21 protein-coding genes are annotated in these 24847 nt (G+C 41.2%); 17 read left to right on the top strand and 4 right to left on the bottom strand.

All coding sequences use genetic code 11. The annotated features are described in order from the left end of the window. Positions 1-9: 9 nt before the first annotated feature. Positions 10-1302, top strand: coding sequence for a phosphopyruvate hydratase (gene eno, locus ACVCDT_RS04735; protein WP_447131599.1), 1293 nt, complete (start codon positions 10-12; stop codon positions 1300-1302). A gap of 125 nt (positions 1303-1427) precedes the next feature. Continuing rightward, the gene (locus ACVCDT_RS04730; RefSeq protein WP_447131598.1) at positions 1428-2072 is read left to right on the top strand and encodes a hypothetical protein; all 645 of its coding nucleotides are present in this window, start codon (positions 1428-1430) and stop codon (positions 2070-2072) included. 11 nt (positions 2073-2083) lie between these two features. On the opposite strand, the gene rlmD is transcribed toward ACVCDT_RS04730, so the two are convergent. Next, a complete protein-coding gene (gene rlmD, locus ACVCDT_RS04725; protein ID WP_447131597.1) occupies positions 2084-3439 on the bottom strand; it encodes a 23S rRNA (uracil(1939)-C(5))-methyltransferase RlmD in 1356 nt (451 codons plus the stop codon). Positions 3440-3819: 380 nt separating this feature from the next. Here rlmD and leuA point away from each other — a divergent pair, with 380 nt between their 5' ends. Genes leuA through leuD form a run of 4 tightly spaced genes read left to right on the top strand, consistent with a single transcriptional unit; the run spans position 3820 to position 8529 of the window. Continuing rightward, the gene (gene leuA, locus ACVCDT_RS04720) at positions 3820-5397 is read left to right on the top strand and encodes a 2-isopropylmalate synthase (RefSeq protein WP_447131596.1); all 1578 of its coding nucleotides are present in this window, start codon (positions 3820-3822) and stop codon (positions 5395-5397) included. After that, complete coding sequence (gene leuB, locus ACVCDT_RS04715; protein WP_447131595.1) at positions 5390-6475, top strand: 3-isopropylmalate dehydrogenase; 1086 nt, start codon at positions 5390-5392, stop codon at positions 6473-6475. Before leuA ends, leuB begins: the two co-directional genes overlap by 8 nt. Positions 6476-6493: 18 nt before the next feature. Next, complete coding sequence (gene leuC / locus ACVCDT_RS04710; RefSeq protein WP_447131594.1) at positions 6494-7906, top strand: 3-isopropylmalate dehydratase large subunit; 1413 nt, start codon at positions 6494-6496, stop codon at positions 7904-7906. Between the two features lie 17 nt (positions 7907-7923). After that, positions 7924-8529 (top strand): 3-isopropylmalate dehydratase small subunit, encoded by a 606-nt coding sequence (leuD, locus tag ACVCDT_RS04705; protein WP_447131593.1) that lies wholly within the window; start codon positions 7924-7926, stop codon positions 8527-8529. Between the two features lie 974 nt (positions 8530-9503). On the opposite strand, the gene ACVCDT_RS04700 is transcribed toward leuD, so the two are convergent. After that, complete coding sequence (locus tag ACVCDT_RS04700) at positions 9504-10061, bottom strand: zf-TFIIB domain-containing protein (RefSeq protein WP_447131592.1); 558 nt, start codon at positions 10059-10061, stop codon at positions 9504-9506. Positions 10062-10342: 281 nt separating this feature from the next. On the opposite strand from ACVCDT_RS04700, the gene ACVCDT_RS04695 reads away from it, so the two are divergent. Both ACVCDT_RS04695 and ACVCDT_RS04690 read left to right on the top strand, forming a co-directional pair. Beyond that, entirely contained in the window at positions 10343-10789 is a 447-nt protein-coding gene (locus tag ACVCDT_RS04695) for a hypothetical protein (RefSeq protein ID WP_447131591.1), read from the top strand. A gap of 135 nt (positions 10790-10924) precedes the next feature. Beyond that, positions 10925-12100, top strand: a complete 1176-nt coding sequence (locus ACVCDT_RS04690) for a cyclic di-GMP phosphodiesterase (RefSeq protein WP_447131590.1) — start codon at positions 10925-10927, stop codon at positions 12098-12100. Between the two features lie 13 nt (positions 12101-12113). On the opposite strand, the gene ACVCDT_RS04685 is transcribed toward ACVCDT_RS04690, so the two are convergent. Both ACVCDT_RS04685 and ACVCDT_RS04680 read right to left on the bottom strand, forming a co-directional pair. After that, a complete protein-coding gene (locus tag ACVCDT_RS04685; protein WP_447131589.1) occupies positions 12114-13175 on the bottom strand; it encodes a general secretion pathway protein GspB in 1062 nt (353 codons plus the stop codon). Then, on the bottom strand, positions 13168-14079 hold the full coding sequence (locus tag ACVCDT_RS04680; RefSeq protein WP_447131588.1) for an ExeA family protein: 912 nt from the start codon (positions 14077-14079) through the stop codon (positions 13168-13170). The genes ACVCDT_RS04685 and ACVCDT_RS04680 overlap by 8 nt, the downstream gene beginning before the upstream one ends. 139 nt (positions 14080-14218) lie before the next feature. Between ACVCDT_RS04680 and ACVCDT_RS04675 the strand changes: the two genes are divergently transcribed. The 9 genes from ACVCDT_RS04675 to ACVCDT_RS04635 all read left to right on the top strand — a co-directional run bounded on the left by ACVCDT_RS04675 (position 14219) and on the right by ACVCDT_RS04635 (position 24812). Then, complete coding sequence (locus ACVCDT_RS04675) at positions 14219-15379, top strand: multifunctional CCA addition/repair protein (RefSeq protein ID WP_447131587.1); 1161 nt, start codon at positions 14219-14221, stop codon at positions 15377-15379. Between the two features lie 193 nt (positions 15380-15572). Beyond that, on the top strand, positions 15573-16817 hold the full coding sequence (locus tag ACVCDT_RS04670) for a beta-barrel domain-containing protein (protein WP_447131586.1): 1245 nt from the start codon (positions 15573-15575) through the stop codon (positions 16815-16817). Positions 16818-17026: 209 nt separating this feature from the next. After that, complete coding sequence (locus ACVCDT_RS04665; RefSeq protein ID WP_447131585.1) at positions 17027-17287, top strand: hypothetical protein; 261 nt, start codon at positions 17027-17029, stop codon at positions 17285-17287. Between the two features lie 384 nt (positions 17288-17671). Beyond that, the gene (locus ACVCDT_RS04660) at positions 17672-19813 is read left to right on the top strand and encodes a peptidase domain-containing ABC transporter (protein WP_447131584.1); all 2142 of its coding nucleotides are present in this window, start codon (positions 17672-17674) and stop codon (positions 19811-19813) included. A 63-nt stretch (positions 19814-19876) separates the two neighbouring features. After that, the gene (locus ACVCDT_RS04655; protein WP_447131583.1) at positions 19877-20581 is read left to right on the top strand and encodes a CPBP family intramembrane glutamic endopeptidase; all 705 of its coding nucleotides are present in this window, start codon (positions 19877-19879) and stop codon (positions 20579-20581) included. Positions 20582-20712: 131 nt separating this feature from the next. After that, entirely contained in the window at positions 20713-21366 is a 654-nt protein-coding gene (locus ACVCDT_RS04650) for a dUTP diphosphatase (RefSeq protein ID WP_447131582.1), read from the top strand. A gap of 40 nt (positions 21367-21406) precedes the next feature. After that, the gene (locus tag ACVCDT_RS04645; RefSeq protein ID WP_447131581.1) at positions 21407-23566 is read left to right on the top strand and encodes a S9 family peptidase; all 2160 of its coding nucleotides are present in this window, start codon (positions 21407-21409) and stop codon (positions 23564-23566) included. Positions 23567-23649: 83 nt separating this feature from the next. Then, the gene (locus ACVCDT_RS04640) at positions 23650-24225 is read left to right on the top strand and encodes a DUF6624 domain-containing protein (RefSeq protein ID WP_447131580.1); all 576 of its coding nucleotides are present in this window, start codon (positions 23650-23652) and stop codon (positions 24223-24225) included. A gap of 47 nt (positions 24226-24272) precedes the next feature. Then, on the top strand, positions 24273-24812 hold the full coding sequence (locus ACVCDT_RS04635) for a GNAT family N-acetyltransferase (protein ID WP_447131579.1): 540 nt from the start codon (positions 24273-24275) through the stop codon (positions 24810-24812). Positions 24813-24847: the final 35 nt, after the last annotated feature.

Raw genomic sequence — 24847 nt, 5'->3', positions numbered from 1 at the left:
GCAAAAACTATGTCAAAGATCAGCAAAATCATCGCTCGCGAAATCATGGATTCACGCGGTAACCCTACGGTAGAAGCAGACGTTTATTTAGCATCGGGCCAAATGGGCCGTGCCGCCGCCCCTTCAGGTGCATCAACCGGTTCTCGCGAAGCTCTAGAATTACGTGACGGTGACAAAAGCCGTTATTTAGGTAAAGGGGTATTAAAAGCCGTTGCTGCAATTAATAACGATATTCAAGCTGCCTTAATTGGCCAAGATGCCTTAGACCAAGCCAATCTTGATAAAATTATGATTGACTTAGATGGCACAGAAAACAAAGAAAAATTTGGTGCCAATGCCATTTTAGCGGTATCTCTAGCTGCAGCCAAAGCAGCAGCAACCTTTAAAGGCATTCCACTTTATCAACATATTTCTGAGTTAAACGGTACGCCAGGTGTATACAGCATGCCTGTACCTATGATGAACATCATTAACGGCGGAGAGCACGCTGATAACAATGTTGATATTCAAGAATTTATGGTTCAGCCGGTTGGCGCTGCCAGCTTCACCGAAGCCTTACGTATGGGTGCCGAAATTTTCCACTCATTAAAGAAAGTGTTAAATGCTAAAGGCTTAAATACTGCTGTAGGTGATGAAGGTGGCTTTGCCCCTGATCTTGGTTCTAACGAAGAAGCTCTGTCTGTAATAGTAGAAGCGGTTGAAAAAGCTGGATACCAAATGGACAAAGACGTAACTTTGGCCATGGATTGTGCAGCCTCTGAATTTTATGTAGATGGCAAATACGATCTAAAAGGCGAAGGCAAAGTTTTTGATTCTGAAGGTTTTGGTGATTTCTTAGCTGATCTATCTAACAAATATCCTATTGTTTCAATCGAAGATGGTTTAGACGAAAGTGACTGGGATGGATGGGCAAGCTTAACTAAAAAGATTGGTGATAAAGTTCAACTTGTAGGTGATGATTTATTTGTTACTAATACTAAGATCCTTAAGCGTGGTATCGACAACGGCATAGGTAACTCAATTTTAATTAAGTTTAACCAAATTGGCTCATTAACCGAAACCTTAGAAGCTATTCGTATGGCCCAAGCTGCTGGTTTCACAGTGGTTATTTCGCACCGTAGTGGTGAAACTGAAGATGCCACTATTGCTGATTTAGCAGTAGGTACAGCCGCTGGTCAAATTAAAACCGGCTCTTTATGCCGTTCTGATCGCGTTGCTAAGTACAATCAATTATTGCGTATTGAGCAAGAGCTTGAAGGCAAAGTTGCCTACAATGGCCGCAAAGAAATAAAAGGGCAGTAAAGCCTTTCTACGCCTTTATGCCAGTTTTCTATAATAAAACTGCAATTTTATGGGCTTAGCGTATAAAATGGTCAGCTATTGCTGGCCATTTTACTTTTTCGCCCTTGGATAATCGCGACCATAAGATGCATATTTCAAACGCTCAACAAACTGACATTTTTTCTGACGATCAAAGTCAGTTGCATTTTGCCGAGTTGTGCAATGCTCTTTATGAGCGCGAGCTAGCCAGTTTGGCCAATCAAAAGTTCAATAATATCAGCTTACTACAACGAAAAATTGGTGGGCTTAGGCATCATATTAAGCGCGCAGCTTATAGCTTATTGCAAGCAGATACCCCCTTAGAAGTAGACTTACACAATGCCAGTTGGCAAGCTAAACAAGCGGCAAAGTGCATGGCCAACAAATCCGATGCCGACAAAACCCAAGCCTGGTTTGCCAAACACACACAAATTGGTCGTTGCATTGCTATTCATGTGAATACTTTGGGCGCCGAGCATATTGAGTTAGATAGCGTTGATAGAATTGATCTTGAGCAAAATAAATTACACGGTAATAAATTTGGCTGGTTTGCTTTAGATGGCCAGTTTCTCGAGCCTCAACGCCTAAAAGAAGACATCTTAAATGTGCAACTGTTAAAACCCAGCAAGGCCATTTTTACCGCTGCCTGCTGTGGCCATACTTGGAATCACAAAGGTAAAAGCCAACCTAGAGCTTTATCCTTACGTGAGTTGTTGTTGTCGCTGTCGATAGATTGGAAAACCTTTAAATAACAAGCTAGCGTTTAGCGTACAAACAACAACATAGTCTCAAGGTGTGAGGTTTGCGGGAACATATCCATCATGGCTGCGCGTGAGACTTTATAGCCTTTTTCAAGCAAGTATTCGGCATCGCGAGCTAAGGTAGCTGCGTCGCACGACACATATAAAATCACTTTAGGTTTAAGTTTGACTAAATTTGGCAAAAAGTCATAGGCCCCTGCTCTTGGCGGATCTAATAAAACTTTAGTTACCCCCAATGCAGTCACTGATTTAACCTTATCCTTAGTCAAATCTGCTGCAATAAACGAGGCGTTAGTTAAATTGTTTAACTTAGCGTTGTCGATGGCGGCTTGCACCATGCTTTGCTGAACTTCTACTCCCACCACTTGTTTAGCATATTTGGCTAAAGGCAAAGAAAAGTTACCTACACCACAAAATAGATCCAAAACTAGATCGTCTTTAGTGGGGGCTAACCAATCTATTGCTTGCGCCAACATTTTTTCATTCATCACAGCATTAACCTGAATAAAATCTTGCGGGTGATAATGCAGTTTAAGTCCATCTATGTGATAAAAACGTTTGTCTAACTGGTTAACATTGGCACGAGTTTCGTCAGGCATTTGCCAAATCCATTGGGCTTGGTTTTGCTTTGCCCACTCTTGCCAGATAGCCTGTTCGTTTGGGGTGATATTCGCGGTTAACCGGCACAATACAGACACACCTTTGTCGTCTTCTAACAACTCTAGGTGGCCAATTTTTTTACTCATAGACTCAGCTATGGGGGCATCCACCAAAGCTTGCTTTAAATGGCTGAAGATCTGCTGTAACCCTTGAGTTAACACTATGCAGTTTTGAATGGGAGTAATTTGGCTTGAAGACTGGCTGCGAAAGCCGAGCAATAATTTACCGGCCACTAAACGCACGGCTAAACGAGCGCGTCTTCTATAGGCTAAAGGCGCGTCAGCCAGCATTTGTATAACCTCTGGAGCCACCACTTTACGCAATTGGCCTTGCAACCACAGTTGTTTAGCTTGCCTTTGATTGTCTGTGGCTAAATGCTGAAAACTGCAGCCGCCACAATTGGCAAAATGTTCACAAGCGGGCTTGACTCTATTCTCACTGACATGCTCAATGGCAATTAGCTTAGCTTCATCAAAACGTCTATTTGATTTAAACACTTGGGCTTGCACGGTTTCGTTAGGCAATGCCCCAGCAATAAAGGTGACTTTTCCGTTATCACGGGCCACGCCTTTGCCTTCATGAGTGAGATTGTCCACACTAAAAATGCGCACAAGTCCTAAAGGCTGAGAGGCTTTTTTGCGTCCTGCATTTTTCTTAGATCTAGCCTGCTTAGAAGAAGGGGAATAAGGTTTAATCACATAACACTCGGCAATAACTGGCGACTTAAAAGGCGATTATACCACTAGCACTAAGCCTAAGTTAGTGTGAGTTAAATCTTTGCATATAGGCATTTATTTAAACTCAACCTTACTAAATATACCTTTAAGTTATATAGAATTGGCGCGCATTAGGTTGACCCTATTCGCCAACCGCGATACAAATACTCAATCAATTTTGTGAAGCAAAACTATACAAATAATGAATTTTGAAACTATGGTTATTTTATCAACTCTACTTCTGCTGGCAGCAAGACTGCACGGGTAAGTTGTAAGCCAACTATAGTTTACATAACCCGTGCCAAGCACGGGTTTTTTGTATCTGTTACCTAATTTATATCCTAATAGGCAAGGAGAAAAGCATGTCTGACAGGCTTAAAGCAAATCAAGTCAAAATTTTTGACACCACCTTAAGAGATGGCGAACAAGCCCTGCCTGCTAGCTTAAGTGTTAAAGACAAACTTAAAATAGCCTTGGCATTAGAAAGACTGGGGGTGGATATTATTGAGGCTGGCTTTCCTGTGTCGTCACCTGGTGATTTTAAATCGGTACAAACTATTGCCCGAGAGATAAAGCATGCCACTGTTTGTGGGTTATCTCGTGCTTTAACCAAAGACATAGATGCGTGCGCAGAGTCATTAAAAGTAGCTGAACAGTTTCGTATTCATACCTTTATTGCCACTTCTGATATTCATGTAAATACCAAATTGCGTAAATCTCAAGATGAAGTAGTAGAAATGGCCGTGCAAGCGGTTAAATACGCCAAGCGTTTTACCCCAGACGTGGAATTCTCTTGTGAAGATGCGGGGCGCACTCACATTGATTATTTATGTCGTATGGTAGAAGCCGCTATTCGCGCCGGCGCTACCACAGTTAATATTCCCGATACGGTAGGTTATACCACCCCCACTGAGTTTGGTGGCATTATTCAAAACTTATTTAATCGAGTGCCAAATATCGACCAAGCAGTGATATCTGTGCATTGTCACAACGATCTTGGCTTAGCGGTAGCCAACTCTTTAGCTGCGGTTGAGCAAGGTGCCAGACAAGTAGAAGCCACAGTCAACGGCTTGGGGGAGCGTGCAGGAAATTGTTCATTAGAAGAAATCGCTATGATTTTACAAACACGGCATGCACAGCTTGGATTGCATACCCAAATTAAAAGTGAAGAAATTTCGCGCACCTCAAAATTAGTCAGCAATATTTGTAATATGCCAGTGCAAGCTAACAAAGCCATAGTGGGAGCCAACGCCTTTAGCCATAGTTCGGGGATCCACCAAGACGGTGTACTAAAAGGCCAAAACACCTACGAGATCATGACGCCTGAAAGTGTCGGTATAAATAAAAACAACCTTAATCTGACTTCGCGCTCGGGTCGCCATGTAATTAAACACAGATTATTAGAGTTGGGTTACAAAGAACAAGATTTTGACTTAGAAACTGTATATGCCTCTTTTGTTAAATTGGCCGACAAAAAAGGCCAAGTATTTGACTACGACTTAGAAGCCTTATTGTTTTTTAGTCAGACTAAACAAACAGAACAACATTATAAGCTCACTTATCTACAAGCTAATTCTGGTAAAGAAATCATACCTAGTGCCACAGTACGTATGCTAGTGGGCGAAGAAGAAATTACCGAGTCTGCAACCGGCAATGGCCCAGTCGATGCGGCGTATAATGCTATTACTAAAGTAGTGGGCCACAACCAAGTTGAAGTGGTAGATTTTAAATTAGATTCAAAAGGTGAAGGCGCAGATGCTTTGGCTCAGGTATCTGTGGTGGCTGAATACAAAGGTCGCCGTTTTAACGGTTTAGGCTTGGCCACAGACATAGTAGAAGCAGGGGTTAAAGCCTTAATCTTTGTGTTAAACAACACCCATTTAGCCGATAAAATTGACCAGCAAAGACAACAAGACAAGGAACTAAAAAAGCATGGCTAAGTACAATATTGCAGTATTAGCAGGTGACGGCATTGGCCCAGAAGTAATGCAACAAGCTAAAAAGGTGCTAGCAGCTGTTAGTCAAAAATTTGCCATTCAATTTGAGCTAAATGAACTAGATGTGGGGGGGATTGCCATAGACAATCATGGTCATGCCCTGCCCCCAGCAACCTTAGCGGGTTGTGAACAAGCCGATGCGATTTTATTTGGCTCTATTGGCGGGCCTAAATGGGATGCTTTGCCCTTAGAGCAGCGTCCAGAGCGTGCCGCCTTGTTAACCTTGCGCAGCCATTTTGATTTATTTAGCAACTTACGCCCTGCCAAAATTTACGCTGGATTAGAAAACTTTTCGCCGTTACGTGCAGATATTGCCGCTAGTGGCTTTGATGTTTTAGTTGTTCGCGAGCTAACCAGTGGCATTTATTTTGGCCAACCTAAAGGCTTAGAAGGTGAAGGCGAGGAACAATACGCCTTTGATACCATGCGTTACAGCAAAAAAGAAATTCGCCGCATTGCCATAAGCGCCTTTGAGGCCGCGCAAAAACGCCGTAATAAAGTCACCTCTGTTGATAAAGCCAATGTACTAGTTTGCAGCCGCTTGTGGCGTGAAGTCACAGAAGAAGTGGCTAAAGATTACCCAGATGTGGAGCTTGAACATATTTATATAGACAACGCCACTATGCAACTGATCCGCTATCCAGGTCAGTTTGACGTGATGTTATGTTCTAACTTGTTTGGTGACATTATTTCAGATGAGTGTGCCATGATTACTGGCTCTATGGGCTTGTTACCCTCGGCCAGTATTAATCAAGACAACTTTGGCATGTATGAGCCTGCTGGGGGCAGTGCCCCAGATATTGCAGGAAAAGGGTTAGCTAACCCTATTGCTCAAATTCTGTCGGCCGCCATGTTATTGCGTTTTAGCTTAAACCAAACAGCAGCGGCTGATGCCATTGAATCTGCTGTGGTAAAAACCTTAGCCGACGGTGTGTTAACTCGAGATTTGCTCGAAGCAAACCAAGCCCATTTAGCCAAAACCACCAGTCAAGTCGGCGACTATATCGCCGCCTTAATTTAACAGAGGTAGACCCTAACTATGCCCAGCACTTTATACGACAAAATTTGGCAAGCACACATAGTGGATAATCCCGCGGCATTAGCTGCCGGCGATGAGGCGTTAATCTACATAGATAGGCATTTAATTCACGAAGTTACCTCACCTCAAGCCTTTGCCGGACTCGATGCAAAAGGCCGTAAAGTACGCTGCCCTGGCCGTACCTTTGCCACTATGGATCACAGTATTTCTACCCGTTCTTTAGCACTAGATGCTTGTGGCCCAATAAACAAATTACAATTACAAACCTTGGCCGACAATTGTCAAAAACACGGAATCGAACTGTTTCCTGTGGGCCATCAAAAACAAGGCATAGTCCATGTAATGGGGCCTGAATTAGGGCTAATTCAACCGGGCATGACAGTAGTATGTGGTGACTCACACACGGCCACCCATGGTGCCTTTGGTGCTTTAGCATTTGGCATTGGCACCTCGCAAGTTGAACATGTATTTGCCACCCAAACCCTTAAGCAAAGTAAAGCCAAAAGCATGAAGGTACAGGTAAATGGACCTGCCCCTATTGGCATTACTGCCAAAGATATTATTTTGGCCATAATTGGCAAAATTGGCCATGCTGGGGCCACGGGCCATGTAATTGAATATTGTGGTGAGGCAATTACAGCACTTAGCATGGAAGAGCGTATGACAGTGTGTAACATGAGCATAGAAGCTGGCGCCAAAGCTGGCTTAATTGCGCCAGACCAAAGTACCTATGACTATCTAGCAGGGCGTGAATATGCCCCTAAAGGTGAAGATTGGCAGCAAGCCTTAGCCTACTGGCAAACCTTGGTTTCAGATGAAGGGGCTGAGTTTGATACTGTAGTGGAATTACAAGCCGCAGATATCACCCCACAAGTCACTTGGGGCACCAATCCTGGCCAAGTTATTGGAGTCAATCAGCCCATACCTTCGCCTACTGACTTTAGCGATCCTATAGATCAAGACTCGGCCATTAAAGCCTTAAAATACATGGACTTATCACCTGGTCAAAAGTTGTCTGATTTAGCGGTAAACAATGTATTTATTGGCTCTTGCACCAATGGACGCATTGAAGATATGCGCGCAGCCGCAGCCATTGCCAAGCATGGCAAAGTGGCCGAAGGCGTTACCGCTATAGTGGTACCTGGCTCGGTGGCAGTTAAACAACAAGCCGAAGCAGAACAGCTAGACAAAATATTTATGCAAGCCGGTTTTGAATGGCGTTTACCTGGCTGCTCTATGTGTTTAGGTATGAATGACGACATTTTAAAACAAGGTGACCGCTGTGCATCCACCAGCAACCGCAACTTCGAAGGTCGTCAAGGCCGTGGCGCACGCACCCATTTAGTTAGCCCAGCTATGGCTGCTGCCGCTGCCTTGGCAGGTCGTTTTGCCGATGTGCGCGACTATCAATAGGTCCTAAGGAGAAGATTATGACAGGCATTAATATACACACAGGCACGGCCGTTCCATTAAACCAAGCCAATGTGGATACAGACCAAATTATTCCTAAACAATTTTTAACCGCAGTAACCCGCAGCGGTTATGGAAAACATTTATTTCATGATTGGCGTTACTTAGATCAACATGAGCAAGAGCTAAACCCAGAGTTTGTTTTAAACAAAGCTCAATACCAAGGCGCCAGCATTTTACTGACCCGCGAAAACTTTGGCTGTGGCTCAAGCCGCGAACACGCTCCATGGGCATTAGACGACTACGGTTTTAAAGTGGTTATTGCCACCAGTTTTGCCGATATTTTTTACGGTAACTGCATCAACAACCAATTATTGCCAGTGCAACTTAAAAGCAGCCAAATGGATGAGTTATTTAAGCTCGTAGAAAAGGATGCAGGTGCGTTAATCAAAGTTAATCTAGCAGAGCAAAAAGTTAGTGCCGCTGATTTAAGCTTTACTTTTGAGATTGCCGAGCAGCACAAAAACAACCTATTAAAAGGCCTAGATGCCATAGGCCAAACATTAGAATTAGAGGATAAGATCACTGCTTTTGAAAACAGTTTGCCTGCTTGGCAGCAAGCTTAAGATTGAGTCGCTTTAACTAGGCATAACCGTTAACGCTATAGGCTGAGTTACTAGAATTTGCTGTAATCCATATGCACACCGCCAAAGCCGGTGTTTTAAAACACTAATAGCATTATGTTACACCTGCTGCAAAGGCAGGTGTATGCTTTGTGCCATTGGGAGTCATCTCCTAATTAATCAAATAACGGCTCTAGTTAGCAGATAGCGGTCATTGGGCTTGGCTTAAATTTAAAAGCACGCTTCGCGCATCATCCTTGATGTTTTTCACACAGAATCCCTTCTGTGTGACTTACTTCTTTTCAACAGCCAAAAGAAGTAAGCAAGAAAGGCCGCTCGCCGCTTAAAGTTCTTAACCGCAAAAAATGGCTTATTTTAAGGTCGTGAAATATCGCTCCCTTCGGATTTCACTCAAATGGCTTCCCCGCCATTTGCCCTTAAAATAAGCCATTTTTTGCTGAAACTTTAAAGGCGGTAAGTCTATGGCTTCGCCACCAAAGCTTAATGCAGAGCGACTTTGCTTTTTTCTTTTGATTTTCCCTCGACTCTAGGCTCGCCACTTATTTACTGCTTTTTGCAGGGCAATCGCCGGGATGGGCGAATGAGTAATAGTCCGCCTGAAGCGATTTATTACGACCTGCAAAAAGCAGTAAATAAGTGGATGAAGAGCATTGCGTCGAGCGGCCTTTTTTCCTTAGTTTTTGTGGCTGTAGACAAAAAGTAAGTCGCACAGAAGGGATTCTGTGTGAAAAACAATCAAGGATGATTGCGCGAAGCGTGCTTTTAACAGCGGTATTTTTGATATTATTTATCGTCATTTCACAGATGCTGAAGGGGGTTCTCGCCTTCGCGAGAACGACGGGTCTAAAAGTTAATTGGGCAGTGTCTGCTTTCTCAGTGAACTTGTCATACACCTTAGCCAAGACGTTTGACCACTTCTCACTCATTGCAGAATCGTTAATTAAACAGAGCAAAAACTAACCTTTAGTAGAATAAGGGTCTTCTGCCAACAAATAAGCTCGTAGGTCAGCCTTATGGGGTTGTGCATGCAACCAGTCACGCATTTCTTTAACTTTTTTATAAGCGTCTTCGCCAAATCTATCGCGGTAGATATCGCTTAAGTTTTCTTTGGCACTAATTTGACGAATTTTGCGTTGCCAAGAGTCGGTGACTAAAGCGTTTAAACTGCCAGCTAAGCCTTCTTGAATCAGTAACTCCCATTCACCTTTATCTAGCCATAACCCGCCAATAGCAGAGCTATAATCTAGCCTATGGGTGTTGCTAGCTGAAATTTTAAACTTACGCATAATAGTGTGGGTAACTGGGCACAAAATGGCTTCTTTTTTATCAAGTGCTTGTACTTCTTCAAAGTGGATATTTTTGGCAAATTTATATTCAGCATGCCGTTCACGCCAAGTTGCATAATCTTCAATTAAGATCCAATCTCCCCCGCAGTTTGAGCAGGTGTGGGCTTTAAATAAACCATCAATAAAACTTGGGGTGAGTGTTCCATCTTTGCATGCTGTACATTTCATTTTTTTATTCCTTATTCTGCCCAACTTAATTGGCTTTAATCAGCCTAACACCACTGAGGCATAGATAGATATTCAAATACTAGTTTATATGCTGTTTTTCTGGTTAGCTCAAATTTAACCCTATCTGGCTTTTGTCTAAACAGCGAATTAATCAAAAACTATGCTGCCACTAACCCAAACCACCCTAGTTCGGATTGTTACTAAACAAGAAAAATCAAGTGAGATACCAATTGGCTTTGCTATTAGTTAACATAAATAAAAAACCATACTAAGAGAAAACTATGCAAAAAGGTAACAACCAACTCGCCAACGCTGCGCCAAAGTGGCTGATCATTATTGCCAGCTTATTAGTGATCTGGAATTTACTTGGGGTGATGGCCTTTATTATGCAAATGACCATGACAGCAGAACAAATTGCTATGTTGCCAGATAACGAACAACTGCTTTATCAAAATATGCCAACTTGGGTCACCCTAGCCTTTGCTTGTGCTGTATTTGGTGGCACCTTAGGTTGTATCGCCCTAGTGTTAAGAAAAACCATAGCTTTACCTATTTTGGTTATTTCGCTGCTAGGTGTGTTGGTACAAATGACCTACACAATCTTTATTTCAAATAGTATTGAGGTGTATGGCCCAGGTGGCATGGTGATGCCTATTTTGGTTTTTGTCATCGCCCTATATTTAGTTTGGCAAGCACACAAGGCTAAAGTAAAAGGTTGGTTGTCTTAAGGTCTTGGCGATTATTAAGCTACGCTTTGAGCATAGAAAGCATTCTTTTAATAATTGATTATTATCAATTGACTATTGACTGCAGATTAGATTTTTCATTAACTGGTAAAAAGGACTCTTCAATATTAGGACTACATGCTGCAATTAATTGATATCGATGCCATTCAACCTGGCATGTACGTTGTAAAAGTCACCAAACAAACGGGGCAGTTTACCCTTAAACAGGCGGGCAAAGTAAAACGTCCGCAAGATATTCAATTGCTAGCCACTAAAGGCATTTTGCAAGTGCAAGTTGATTTAAGTAAAAGTGACCATTTGCAAGAAAACCAGCAGCAAGATAATCCACCCCCCATTTATGTTAATGAGGCTGGTTATAGTTACAACCAACAATTAGACCTTTCTTTAAAACTTCGCGACCAAGTAAAAAGTGTGCAAGGCAAACTTATTCAGCGAGTAGCCAATGGAAAAATACATAATCTTGATGAGATCAGCCAAATCACAGACGAGTTAGTTACCTTAGCCTTTGATTGTAACGACGCCATTTTTATTTCTACCATGCTAAAAGATAGCGACCAGTATTTGATTGAACATGGCGTAAATTGTGCCCTATTGCTGGTGATTTTTGGTCGGGCCTTAGGTTTACCCAAATCAGAATTAAAACAATTAGGCATGGGCGGTTTATTAATGGATATTGGCATGTCGAAACTGCCACTATTAATGCTGTTAAAACCCGATACTCTGTCTGAGCAAGAAAGAGCGCGCATGCAACGCCATGTAGATATGGCTTTAAGCCTGCTTGAGTCTATGGAGGGGGTTAGCGACATCACACGCACTGTAGTTGAACAACATCATGAACGCATAGATGGATCAGGTTACCCTAAAGGATTGCAAGCGACAGACATTTCGATATACGGAAAAATGGCGGCAATAGTTGATTGTTATGACTCATTAACCACCTTACGCCCTTACCGCGACGCATTAAAACCCGACATTGCGTTAAAACAGTTGTCTAAAGAAGAATTGGGCTTAGATAAAACCTTGTTAGCTAAATTCATTCAATGCATTGGCGCTAATCCAGTTGGTTCATTGGTAAAACTTGCCAGCGGCAAACTGGCCATGGTGATGCGACTAAATCCAAGCCAGCCTCTATATCCAGTGGTGATGGTGTTTTATAATTTAACGACTCAACTCGATGAAGTGGCACAAATCGATTTATCTAAAGAGCATGATGAAATAGTAGGCACAGTCGCCCCAGAAGATTACGGCATTGGATTGGCTAGCTTTTTAACTCAAGCGGCATTTAAAAGTTAGCACTTAGATTTAATTACCAATCGGTAAGCGCCGCCATAGAAAATGATTGGCCAGCATAATTTAAAATAACATGCTGGGGATCAATGCGAATAATTTCGACACTGCCTTCAATTTTGTCACCTTCTATCATTCTTGTGCCATTGACTCTTACCCATCTTTCACTCGCATCTGAGGCATACATATGCGCCGAGAATGCCATGCTAGGTAACCTAGTCATAACCCAGGCTGGCAGTTGATCTATTCTTGGTACCTTAGTTTCAAGTGTATCTTTATCTTGCTGAGCAGCGGTTGGTTCGGTTTTTGGCTCGGTGTCTATTGAGTTTATAGCTTGTTCAAAGCGCGCTAATAACTCTGGCGAAATATTCGCTTCAGTTTCGGGTATGATTTCATCAAGCACCTCTAATGCTTGCGCCTCAGTTATTTCATTTTGCACCACAGCAGATAACTCGTTTTGCTGAGTTAGCGTACTTATGGGTTGGGCAGAGTCATTGTTAGTTGTTGTTATAGGCAAAGACTCAACAGCCGTTTGAGAAGACTCTAAATCTGATACTTCTACCTCAACCGCATGTGTTTTTTCTGGCTGAGTGGGAGTTTGTTGGCTGGTTGGTTTATCTACTAAGGTTTTGTTCTGGTATTGAGCAAATAAGCCTGAACTTTTAACAGCAGATAATTGCGTCAGCCCCCAACCTAATCCCAAACCTAAGACTGCCAAAACAACATAACTAACATAGCGATGAAAATAAAAAAGGTATGGCGAAGGTAAGTCTTGTACCGAAGGCAAAAACACATGAGCTTGAGCGGCATTGGCCCCTGACTCACTTGCCTTAGCACTAACCTGAATATTTTGATTTAACATTCTTTGCGTAGGTGAACTAAGGCTAGTTGCAGAGGATATTTCGACACTTTGTTGTGGGTCTATTTGTACTTCTGTTACTCCCATTTCGCGCAAGCCCTGGATCATCTCAACACTCGAGACTAATCCCGATTTTTGAATAGATACTGGCCCTTGTTGTTGGGTGATTTTTACTATCACCATTCCTAGTTTGAGATTATCTATGCTTAGCAACTCATGCATAAAATTGCCCCAAACCGTACCCTAAAAATACACATAGAGTAAAGACTGCCGCTAACTTAAGCTGCCGACCTTTAGTTAAGCGTTGTTTCACTACATCCGCACCTAATATTTGCTCTGCCGCAGCCACCAAAATATGCTCTGGTACCACCGCCATCTGTTTACAATAAGTTAAGGTTAAGGCGCGGTCGGCTAACAAGTTGATCACTCGGGGAATGCCTGCAGAAATACTAAATAAAGTGCGCAGACTGGCGTTAGAAAATACCCGACTATCGCCATTCACCACACTTAGTCTATGCCCCACATAAGCGCTTACTTCTTTGGCCGTTAGCGGTAACAAATGATATCGCGCAGTAATTCGCTGGGCTAGTTGGCGTAATTCGTTTCGTTTTAATAATAACTGTAACTCTGGTTGGCCTATCAACACTACCTTTAATAGTTTTTCACGATTGGTTTCTAAATTAGTCAGCAAACGTAATTGTTCTAAAACTTCAGGCATTAAATGCTGGGCTTCGTCGACAATTAATACAGTATTAACCCCAAACTCATGATTAGTGGCCAATTTAGCTAAAATAAGATCACTTAACACTTTTAAACTGGGTTGTGAGCTGGGTGTAGCAATGCCTAGTTCGTCACAAATACTAGCCAGCAACTCCAATGCAGAAAGCGTTGGATTTAAGATCATGGCCACTTGAGTATTGTCGGGCAATTGTTGCAATAGCTTACGCGAAACCGTGGTTTTACCGGTGCCCACTTCACCGGTTAACATCACAAAGCCGCCACTTTCTCGCAAGCCAAACACCAATTGCGCTAATGCCTCTTTGTGTCGAGGGCTCATATATAAAAAATCTGGGTTAGGCGCGATAGAGAAAGGATTATCTGACAATCCAAAATAACTCAAATACATAAGTGGGCCACTTGTTTCCTAGGGAATAAAATAAAGCCAAGATAAACTAACCAGTTAGCATTATGTTGTCAAAGACTAGCTGCAAAGTTTTGCAAACTGTGTGCTTCTGCATTGCCAATAGGTAAGGCATAATACTGATATGAAACACTATTTAGTAGGCGGCGCAGTGCGCGACAAATTACTTAATCGACCGGTAAAAGACCGCGATTGGGTAGTGGTTGGCGCCACCCCCAAACATATGCTTGAACAAGGGTATCAGTCGGTTGGCGCTGATTTCCCGGTTTTTTTACACCCTAAAACCCAAGAAGAATATGCATTAGCCCGAACCGAGCGTAAAACCGCTAAAGGCTATAATGGTTTTGAGTGTGATGCTTCACAACACATTACCCTAGAGCAAGACTTACTACGCCGTGACCTTACTATAAATGCTATGGCCATGGACGAACACGGCAAGATTATCGATCCTTACCATGGCCAAAAAGACCTAGCCAACAAAGTGCTTAGACACGTATCTGATGCCTTTGTAGAAGACCCACTAAGAGTGCTTAGGGTGGCAAGATTTGCTGCTAGATATCACCATTTAGGGTTTAGCATTGCCCCCGAAACTATGGCGTTAATGCAAACTTTAGTAGAGCAAGACGAGCTAAGTGCACTTAGTGCAGAACGTGTTTGGCAAGAAACCGCCCGCAGTATTTTAGAACACAATCCTGAGGTGTATTTTGAAATATTAAAGACTTGCGGCGCTTTAAAAGTGTGGTTTGCAGAGCTTGATGAAGTTTGGGATACACACACTGCCATAGTACTAAAACAAGCTGTATCTCTGTCTAGCCAACTTCCCATACGATTTGCCTGTTTAGTGCATGCTTTAGTTCCAGACATACAAACACAGCAAAAAACTGGGCTAGATAAGATACGGCAACTTTGCCTAAGACTAAAAACGCCCAATGATTGCCGAGAATTAGCCACTATGGTTGGCCAATATCAACACAAAGTAGCGCAAGCAGTTAGCTTAACTCCACAGGCCATTTTATCTTTGTTTGACCACTGTGACATTTGGCGCAAACCTGAACGCTTCAACGATTTTTTACTCGCCTGTAAAGCCATATCAACCGCATCCAATAAAGATAATTCCTACCCTAACTCAGATTTTATTTGGCAAGCTTATTTGGCTGCCAATCAGGTAGCAGTAAAAGCTATAGTCGAGCAGGGTTATAAAGGCAAAGACATTAGAGAACAACTAAACCAACAGCGTATTGCTGCTATTCAGAGCTTTAAGTTACAGCATACAAAACCATCTTAAATTCTATTTAGATCTAAAAATCATTTTTTTGAAGGCAAATAATCTTAGCCTTAGGTCAATTCTTTAACCTAATGAAAATTAGCACTTTAATTCTAAAACTCGCTAGCGGATCAATGGCTAGGCCTTAGAATCTTTTTGACAGCTAACTTTAGCTAACCTAAGTTTTGCTTAACAATGATTTCAAGGATATGAAATGTCGCTGTTTAGAAAGGAAGCTATCAAACAACAAAGCGAGCGCCTTACAGGTGAAATTAGCTTAGCCCAACCCCTATCAATTCAACTAACAGTGATAGTTTTAGTCTGTGTGGCAATCTCTATTATTGTATTTTTATTTAATGCTGAGTATGCGCGAAAAGAAACCGTTCGTGGCTTTTTAATGCCTGACAAAGGCATGATAAAAAGTTTTGCCAACCAAGGCGGCATCATCGAGAAATTATGGGTAAAAGAAGGTGACAAAGTCGCAAAAGGCCAGTCATTAGCCACTATTGTAATCAAGCAACACAATTTCCAAGGTATAGATTTAAGTAGCCAATTAATCGAACAATTACAACAGCAAAATCAGTTGCTACAAGATGAAATACAGCAACACCAACAATTAAAACAGCAAGAAATTGCTAACTTAGACACGCAACAACAAGCACTAAAAAAACAGCGTTGGGCATTAAAAAATCAATACCAATTAGCCAACGACAAACTCAACATTTTACACATGCAACAACAACAGTTAGGCCAACTGAATGAACAAGGTTTTGTCACCAGCCTAGAAAAAGATCAGCAACAACAAGCCCTGTTAGAGGCAAAGCAAGAAAAACAAAATATTGCTCGGTTACTGTTACAACTCGAAAACGATCTGAATCAAATAGCCTTTAATCACACTAATATTCCGCAGCAATATACCTTGCGTATTAACAACTTAAAACGCCAACAAGCAGATTTACAACGCCAACTAGCTCAGGTTAACAGCAATCACAAATACACTATTACTGCCAGTAACAGCGGCTTAGTTACAGGTATTCAAGTGGTTGAAGGTGAAACTCTCAATTCAACAAAACCACTACTGCATATATTACCCGAAGGCTCTGAGCTAATTGCCGAATTATTGTTACCCACTCGCTCTGCGGGCTTTGTGCAAATAGGTAATATCACTCGTTTACGCTTTGACGCTTTCCCCTACCAAAGGTTTGGGTTTATAGAGAGTGAAATTATACGTATCGATCAGGCACTTATTAGCCCAAACGAAATACAGTTACCTATTGCATTGCAAGAGCCAGTTTACCGCTTGCGCGCCAAACTCAATCAACAACAAATGCTGGCCTTTGGTAAAAGCTTTAACCTAAAAAGTGGCATGTTATTCGAGGCAGATATTATGTTAGAGCGACGCAGCTTAATTGAGTGGTTATTGCAGCCAATCTACAGTTTAAAAGGGCGAGTGAGCTAACGGATATAAAACAAAAAATAACGAATTTTTCTACTAAGGCGGTGCACGAATTACCCATCATCTTTTTAGAAAATAAAGCGGCCGACCTTAGTCACACTTAGCAAGAACAACTAAAGCCGGCCTTATTAATCGCCAGCTTATATAAGTTGGCAATCAACAACCCAACCACTCTTTAGACAAAGAAGGTTGGATACAAGGAGTATAACATTATGCGTGAATTAAACGTAAATGAGTTTAAACAAGTAAATGGTGGTGGTGAAGACGGTGGTGTGGAAGAAAAAGATAGCCCGTGGACTACTCCAAATGCAGAGAGTGGACAAAATTGTTTAAACGAAATGGTTGAGATGGGTGGTGTTGGTGCAATCGGAGGAGCCTTAGGCGGCCCTGTTGGCTCTTTTGTTGGAGCTATAATAGGAGCTTTCGGCGCTTTTGTTGGTTCCGAAGAATGTAAAGACGCCAAAAACGCATAGTAATTTCGAGAGTAATCAAATGCTATAAGTTAAGTTTGGGGAAGCAAGTTCTTATTTTCCCCAAACTATTAACAATAATATATGGGGATTTAATAAATGAACAAAATAGATTTTGTAACAGAACAAAGGTTATTAAAAAAAATCAAACAGAGCTTTACGTTTCATTCTCTAATAGGGTGCTTTGTGGTCATTTTTTTGCTATTTCTATCTATATTTGAGCATTCAATATTTAATTTAATTCCTTTTTTACTTGTAGTTTTAACACTTTCATTAAATTATTTATTTATTAATGACTGTTTAAAAGAGCTATTTAGTATTTTTTCGACAAATGAAAAGGAATAAGATAAAAAGCATGCTTATTCTTTTGAAGAATGCATTTTCAATATGAAAATTGAAAATAAAATTCAATTTAGGTCTTTGAGAAGCCCACCTCTAATTTTGCAGACTGAATTGGCAGAATGTGGTTTAGCATCATTAGCTATGATAGCCAGTTTCCACGGTCATAAAATTGATTTGCCTGCTATAAGAAAGCGTTTTACCTCTAGATTAAAAGGAATTAATCTGCAAAATTTAACTGAGTTGTCTGATTCTATTGGTTTAGCAAGCCGAGCTGTAAGTTGCTCACTTGATGAAGTGCGTAAAGTTCAAACTCCATGCATACTTCATTGGGATATGAATCATTTTGTTGTACTTACAAAGGTTTCAGGGAGGGGAAAATCTGCAAAATATTTAATCAATGATCCGGCAAAAGGTAAGCTGAATTTAACTAATAAAGTATTCAGCAAACACTTTACCGGTATTTGTTTAGAGCTTTCCCCTACTAGTAAGTTTGAAGTCAAACAAGAACAAGCCCAGATGAAGTTCACCCAGTTGTTCAGTGCAATAAAGGGGTTAAAGTCGGGTCTGGTTAAACTTTTTGGTTTGTCCTTGGTATTACAACTGTTTGCCTTAATGGCACCCTATTACATGCAATGGGTGGTAGATGAAGTACTTATTAGTTTTGATAAACCACTTTTAACTGTTTTGGCGTTAGGCTTTGCCTTAATAGCAGTGATTTCGGTTATCACCAACTCTGTGCGTAGTTGGCTAATTTTACGTTTGTCTAGTTTGCTAAATATGCAAATGGGAGTAAACCTACTTAGGCATTTATTACGCTTACCCATGAATTATTTTGAATCACGGCATATAGGTGACATAGTCTCGCGCTTTGGCTCACTTGCTCAAATACGAGAACGTATTACCACAGGCTTTGTTGAGACATTAGTTGATGGGGTAATGGCCATCACTGTACTTATCATGATGTTGTTATATTCAATTAAACTAACTGCTGTGGTACTGACTGCCATAGCTTTATATACCTTAGTTCGCTTAGCTCTATACCGCCCCTTACATCAAGCCACCGAAGAAATGATTCAAAACTCCGCCAAAGAACAATCGAATTTTTTAGAAAACATTCGAGGAATACAAACCATCAAACTTTTTGGCAACGAGCCGCAACGCCAAGGCATTTGGCAAAACCAATTTGCTGAAGTCATTAATAGTGGTATACGTTTAGGGCGGTTAAATATTAGCTTCAATGCATTCAAAAACCTGCTCTTTGGCTTAGAGAACATTTTAGTCATTTATTTTGCCGCCATTATGGTGATGGCAAATAGTTTAACAGTGGGTATGGTGTTAGCTTTTATTGCTTATAAAGGTCAACTTACTAGCCGCTTTGCCAACTTAATTGAACAAATTATTCAATTCAAAATGATGCGGCTGCACCTTGACCGAATTGCCGATATTGCATTAACTAAACAAGAAGCTAATCGCGATGGCAATGCGGACTTTACTTATGCGCCAAAAGGTAAGCTTGAGTTGCGAGACATCTGTTTTAGTTACAACAATGACCAAACACTAATTTTAGACAGGGTTAATATACAGGTGAACGCTGGTGATTCAGTTGCAATCACTGGTCCGTCAGGAGCGGGAAAAACCACGCTAATGAAAATTATGCTGGGGTTATTGCAGCCCACCTCTGGCAAAGTGTTATTAGATGGTAAAGACATTACCCACTTAGGCCTCAAAAATTACCGCAAACACATAGCTGCTGTGATGCAAGACGATACCCTTTTAGCGGGTTCGATAGCCGATAACATTAGCTTTTTTGACCCTCAGCCAAATCATCTAAAAATAGAGCAATGTGCTCATATTGCAGCAATTCATGAAGATATTAGCCAGATGACTATGGGATATAACTCATTAGTTGGGGATATGGGCGCTAATTTTTCTGGGGGGCAAATTCAGCGTTTGTTATTAGCCAGAGCACTGTATCAATCACCCTGTGTGTTATTTATGGACGAGGCCACCAGCCATTTAGACAAAACTAACGAAGCAAAAATAAGCGAACAAATTCAGCATCTTCCAATCACTCGCATAATGATTGCCCACAGACAAGAAACTATTGATATGGCTGAACAGCTGTATTTGCTAAATAAAGGCAAACTTAATAATTTAACCTCCAGTTTGACACAAACTGCTAGCTAAAAATAAAAGTTAATAAGCTGGATGCTTTATTAATCTAAATGGAAATTAGGACATACTTTTACCATGCAAACTAACACAACAACAGCACCCGAAATTAACAGTACTCCATTGAGCTATACCAAAATCATTGGCTGGCTGCTAATTTTATTCTTAGTACCGAACATATTGGGCGTAATGGTTACTCAATTCATTTTTGATATTGATAGTAGCGTAACGGAAAAAATCAATCTTAGAGTTTGGCTTTTCCATAGCTTAATTGCGGCCGTTATTACCGCAATCATTATGTATAGACTAATCAAAATTAGTCCTAATATGATTTGCCTTGAGCCAGTTTCAAAAATTAAAATATTGATGTGTCTTTTGACTTGGCTGGTAATTACACTTGGCTATTGGATTATTTTTAACTACTTCAATCTTCCAAAATCTGACTTTCTTAACGGTATAAATCAATCAAGCACAAATTTGGCGCTTGGTATTTTAGCGGTCTGTACTATTGCGCCAATAATTGAAGAGTTAATTTTCAGGGGAGCCTTTTTTTCATTGTTATTAGATAAAAAGGTGAACAAATATGTAGTTTTATTTAGTACTTCTTTTATTTTTACAATAATACATGTTCAATACAGCGTAGCAGAATTAGGTGTAATCTTTACATTAGCATTATTTTTTGGCTCTGTTAGGCTAATCACCAAGAATGTGTTGCTGTGCATTGCCCTTCACATGCTAAATAATGTGTACGCATTTTTTTATTTTCTAATTACTCAATCTTAATTCTAAGCTTTGCATCAAACTGAGTAAAAACTCAAACGCCTTTAGGTTATTTTAGTCATGTCTCATGGTATAAATGCTAGTCACTTTTTTGTAGTATTAGCCGCAAATTTTCTAATAGGATCACAACAACTATGCTTAACGCCACCCAACTCGCCACTATGTTATCGCTGCAAGACGGCATGAATAAAAAGGTCAACCCAGATTGGTTAAACGCAGGGTACGCCTATTTGCGCGCGGCCATGATTGAGTCGGTTGAGGGGATAGAGCATCACGGTTGGAAGTGGTGGAAAGCTCAACAAAAAGACCTAGCTCAATTGCAAATGGAGTTGGTAGATATTTGGCACTTTGCTTTGTCAGATATCATTATTGGTTTTAATGGTGATATTGAGAAATCAGCTCAAACTATTGCTGAAGAATTAGCGTCTGGGCGTAAGTCAGTCACCTTTGATGGTAAGAATTATCCATTCAGCCAACAGCACATTTTAGATAACTTAGAATTAATGGCGGGGTTATGCGCGGCTAAGCGTTTTGATGTGCCATTATTTTTACAAATAGTTGAGCAAGCCGAAATGACGTCTGACGAATTGTATCGTCAATATGTAGGCAAAAATGTTTTGAATTTTTTCCGCCAAGATCACGGGTATAAAGAAGGCACTTACATAAAAATTTGGCAAGATCGTGAAGATAACGAACATTTAGTTGAGGTACTCGACAGCTTAGATATCGCGTTAGCTGATTATAGTGATCAGGTGTATGCTGGGCTTAAATTAAGGTATCCATCTTAATCATTACAAGATTTTTTACAGTCTATTTAAGGAGAAGATTATGCAGCTATTGGCTCTTAATCAGCGGGCGACTTGGGGTAAATTTAACCCAGTAACTGCTGTAAAAGGCTTAGCTAAAGCCAGTGTGTTTTGGGCAGTCGCCACCTCAACTTTGGTGAGCGTTGCTAGTGTAGCCGCCGAAGACAAACCAGCACAATCAAAACGCTTCACTGCCGAACGTGTATTTGACATTGAATATGCAAATGATCCGCAAATATCACCTGATGGAAAAAGCATTGTTTATTTGCGTCAAAGCATGGATAAGATGACAGATAAAAACGTCGGCAAGTTATGGATCCTAGATCTTAAATCTGGCAGCAATCGCCCACTAATTGCCGATATGAGTGCGTCTTCTCCTCGTTGGTCACCAGACGGAAAAAGTCTCATTTTTACTAGCTACCATGCTGGAAAACCTGAAATTAGACGCGTATTTTTAGATTCTGGCGCAAGCTTTTCATTAGCTCAGTTAGATTCTGGTGCTTCTAATGTAACTTGGTCGCCTAATGGCAAACATATTGCTTTTAATATGTTTGTTGAGTCAGAAAAACCCGCTTTTGCTAAGCCGGTTAAAAAGCCTAAAGGCGCTGAATGGAACGACCCTTTTAACGTAATAGACGATTTCACTTTTAGATTCGACGGTGCAGGTTATTTAAAAGAAGGGGCAAACCAAGTATTTACCTTACCTGTAAATGGCGGAACTCCAAGGCAAGTAACCTTCGAAGAGTCTGGCATGTCTAACCCCGTGTGGCTTAACAACAATAGCTTGTTGTTAACCGGTAACTTAGCTGCCGATCGCGATTTAGATCCTGTTGAAAGTGAAATTTATCGTCTTGATTTATCTAGCTTAGCTATTACGGCCTTAACCACAAGAAACGGCCCAGATCGTTCACCTGTTGTTTCTCCAGACGGTAAAACCATTGCTTATAATGGCTACGACGATAAAACCCTGTCTTATCAACAAAATGATTTGTACTTAATGGACGCTGATGGCAGCAATAGTAGACCTTTAGCTGAGGACTTTGCCGGCACTATAGGTCAAACTTTGTGGGCGCCAGATGGTAAAAGTCTGTTGGTTCTGTCGCAAGATCATGGAGTGTTAAGCCTGTATAACATTAGTTTAAAAGGCAAAGTGACTAAATTAGTGACCAATATTGGTGGCACATCTATAGGTCGTCCTTATGCTGCTGGAAGTTTTTCTGTCAGTGCTGGCAAAAAGCCTATGATTGCATTTACTGCGGGTTTTAGCGAGCGCCCTGCTGAAGTGGCTGTAGTTGATATAAAAGGTAGACACCAAAAGGTTTTAACTAACCTAAATGACGATGTTCTGCCTTATTTAGACTTAGCTAAAGTTGAAGAAATCAAAGTTAAATCATCTCACGATGGCCTAGAAATTGAGGCTTGGGTAGCCTTTCCACCTGATTTTAAAGCAGATGGCAGCTTTCCTATGATCATTGAAATTCATGGTGGTCCTTATGCTATGTACGGCCCTTATTTTGCCAGTGAAATTCAACGCTATGCGGCAGAAGGTTATGTCACAGTTTGGGCTAATCCTCGTGGCTCTACAGGCTATGGCGAAGACTTTGCTCTGGCCATAGATTTAGCTTACCCAGGTTATGATTACGATGACTTAATGTCGGTAGTTGACGAGGTGGTTAAACGTAAATATGCCGATCCAGAACGTCTATTTGTTACTGGTGGCTCGGGTGGTGGCATATTAACAGCTTGGATCACCACTAAAACCCAACGCTTTGCTGCAGCCGCGTCTATCAAACCTGTAATTAATTGGATGACCATGGCGCTGGCTGCAGATATTGGCCAAATGGTACGCCGTCATTGGGTGCGCGCCGATCCTTGGACTAATCCTGAGGTTTTCCTTAAACGCTCACCTATTAGCTATGTTGATAAAGTCACTACCCCTACCCTATTGATGGTAGGTGAAGAAGACTATCGCACCCCAGCTTGGGAAGCCGAACAATATTACACTGCATTAAAAATGCTAGAAGTTGATACTGCCCTGATCCGGGTACCCAGTGCACCTCATTATATTGCTTCTCGCCCTAGCCGATTGATCAGCAAAACCGACAACATTATGGGTTGGTTTGCTAAATACGATCCAGCTAAAAAACAAGACAAAAAAACCAGCTCAGAACAAACTAAATAAACCTTTGGCACTCATAGACTCTGCTCTATGAGTGCCTGACTTTTGTTAGTATTCAGCTCAATTCAGATAAAGCGATCTACTCTATGCGTTATTTATTGATTTTTAGTTTATTCATTAGTTCTACTGCTATTTTTGCCCAAGACAATCCAAGCTTGTCACAGCAACTAATTAAAATGGCTGAACAAAGCCAAGAGATTCAGCAAAAACTGGCGCAGTACCAAGATAAAAAAGCCCCAGAAGCGTTAAGCTTAATTGCGCGCCAAATTGATAAAACCCATACTCAAACCTTAAATTCTATAATCGAACTTCACGGTTGGCCCACCCAAAAACTTGTTGGCACAACTGGTGTGATAGCTGCCTTTACCTTGGTTAATCACGCTTCAAACTTAAGCTTTCAGCAAACTATGTTGCCTTTAATCATTCAGTCTTATCTCGACCAAGAGGGGTTAAGTGGCCAGGATGTAGCTGAACTCACAGACAATGTGTATCTTAAACAAGGTAAGGCCCAAGTATTTGGCACTCAAGCCGACTGGTTAAATGGCCAAGTAGTGTTTTTACCAATAGAAGATCAAGCATCAGTAGACCAATTAAGAGCACAATTAGGATTAGCGCCTTTGGCAGAATACAAAAAGTGGCTTCAAAACCAGCATCAAAACTAAGGTTGCCAATAGTTAATCTAAGCCAATATTTGAGTGAATAAATACCTATGAAAATTCAAAATTCTTGCCGTTTAAGCTATCAGTTAATCACTCAACCTGAGCCTGACTTTTTAATGCAGGTTGATAACGATCCAGAGGTTATGCGCTTTATTAACGGCGGAAAAAAAAGTACAGCAGAGCATATCGAAAAGGTGTTTATACCACGCATTGCCAAGTTTACTCAGGCAGAATTAGGTTGGGGTGTATGGAAAGTCAGCTTACTGGAAAACCAACAAGCCATAGGCTGGGTGTTAGTAAGGCCTATGGGATTTTTTACCGGCATAGCTAACCCCAAAGATCTAGAACTCGGTTGGCGTTTTGTGCGCGACTCATGGGGACAAGGCTATGCAACAGAAGCCGCCGAGCACGTAAAAAACCAGGTCAGTAAAGTGAACCACAATACTCATTTTAGTGCGATTGCGGTTCAACAAAATCATGCATCTATAAAAGTTATGCAAAAGCTAGGCATGAGTTATGTAAAAACCTACCTGCATCAAGATCCATTATTTACGGACGAAGTGGTGTTGTATCAAATGCCAGTGACTTAACGCGTGCTTGGCTAAGCAAGCACGCTAAGTTAATC

This window comes from Paraglaciecola aestuariivivens, from assembly GCF_052983255.1.
The sequence above is the reverse complement of the archived record's forward strand: the minus strand, read 5'-3'. Positions and strand labels throughout refer to the sequence as shown.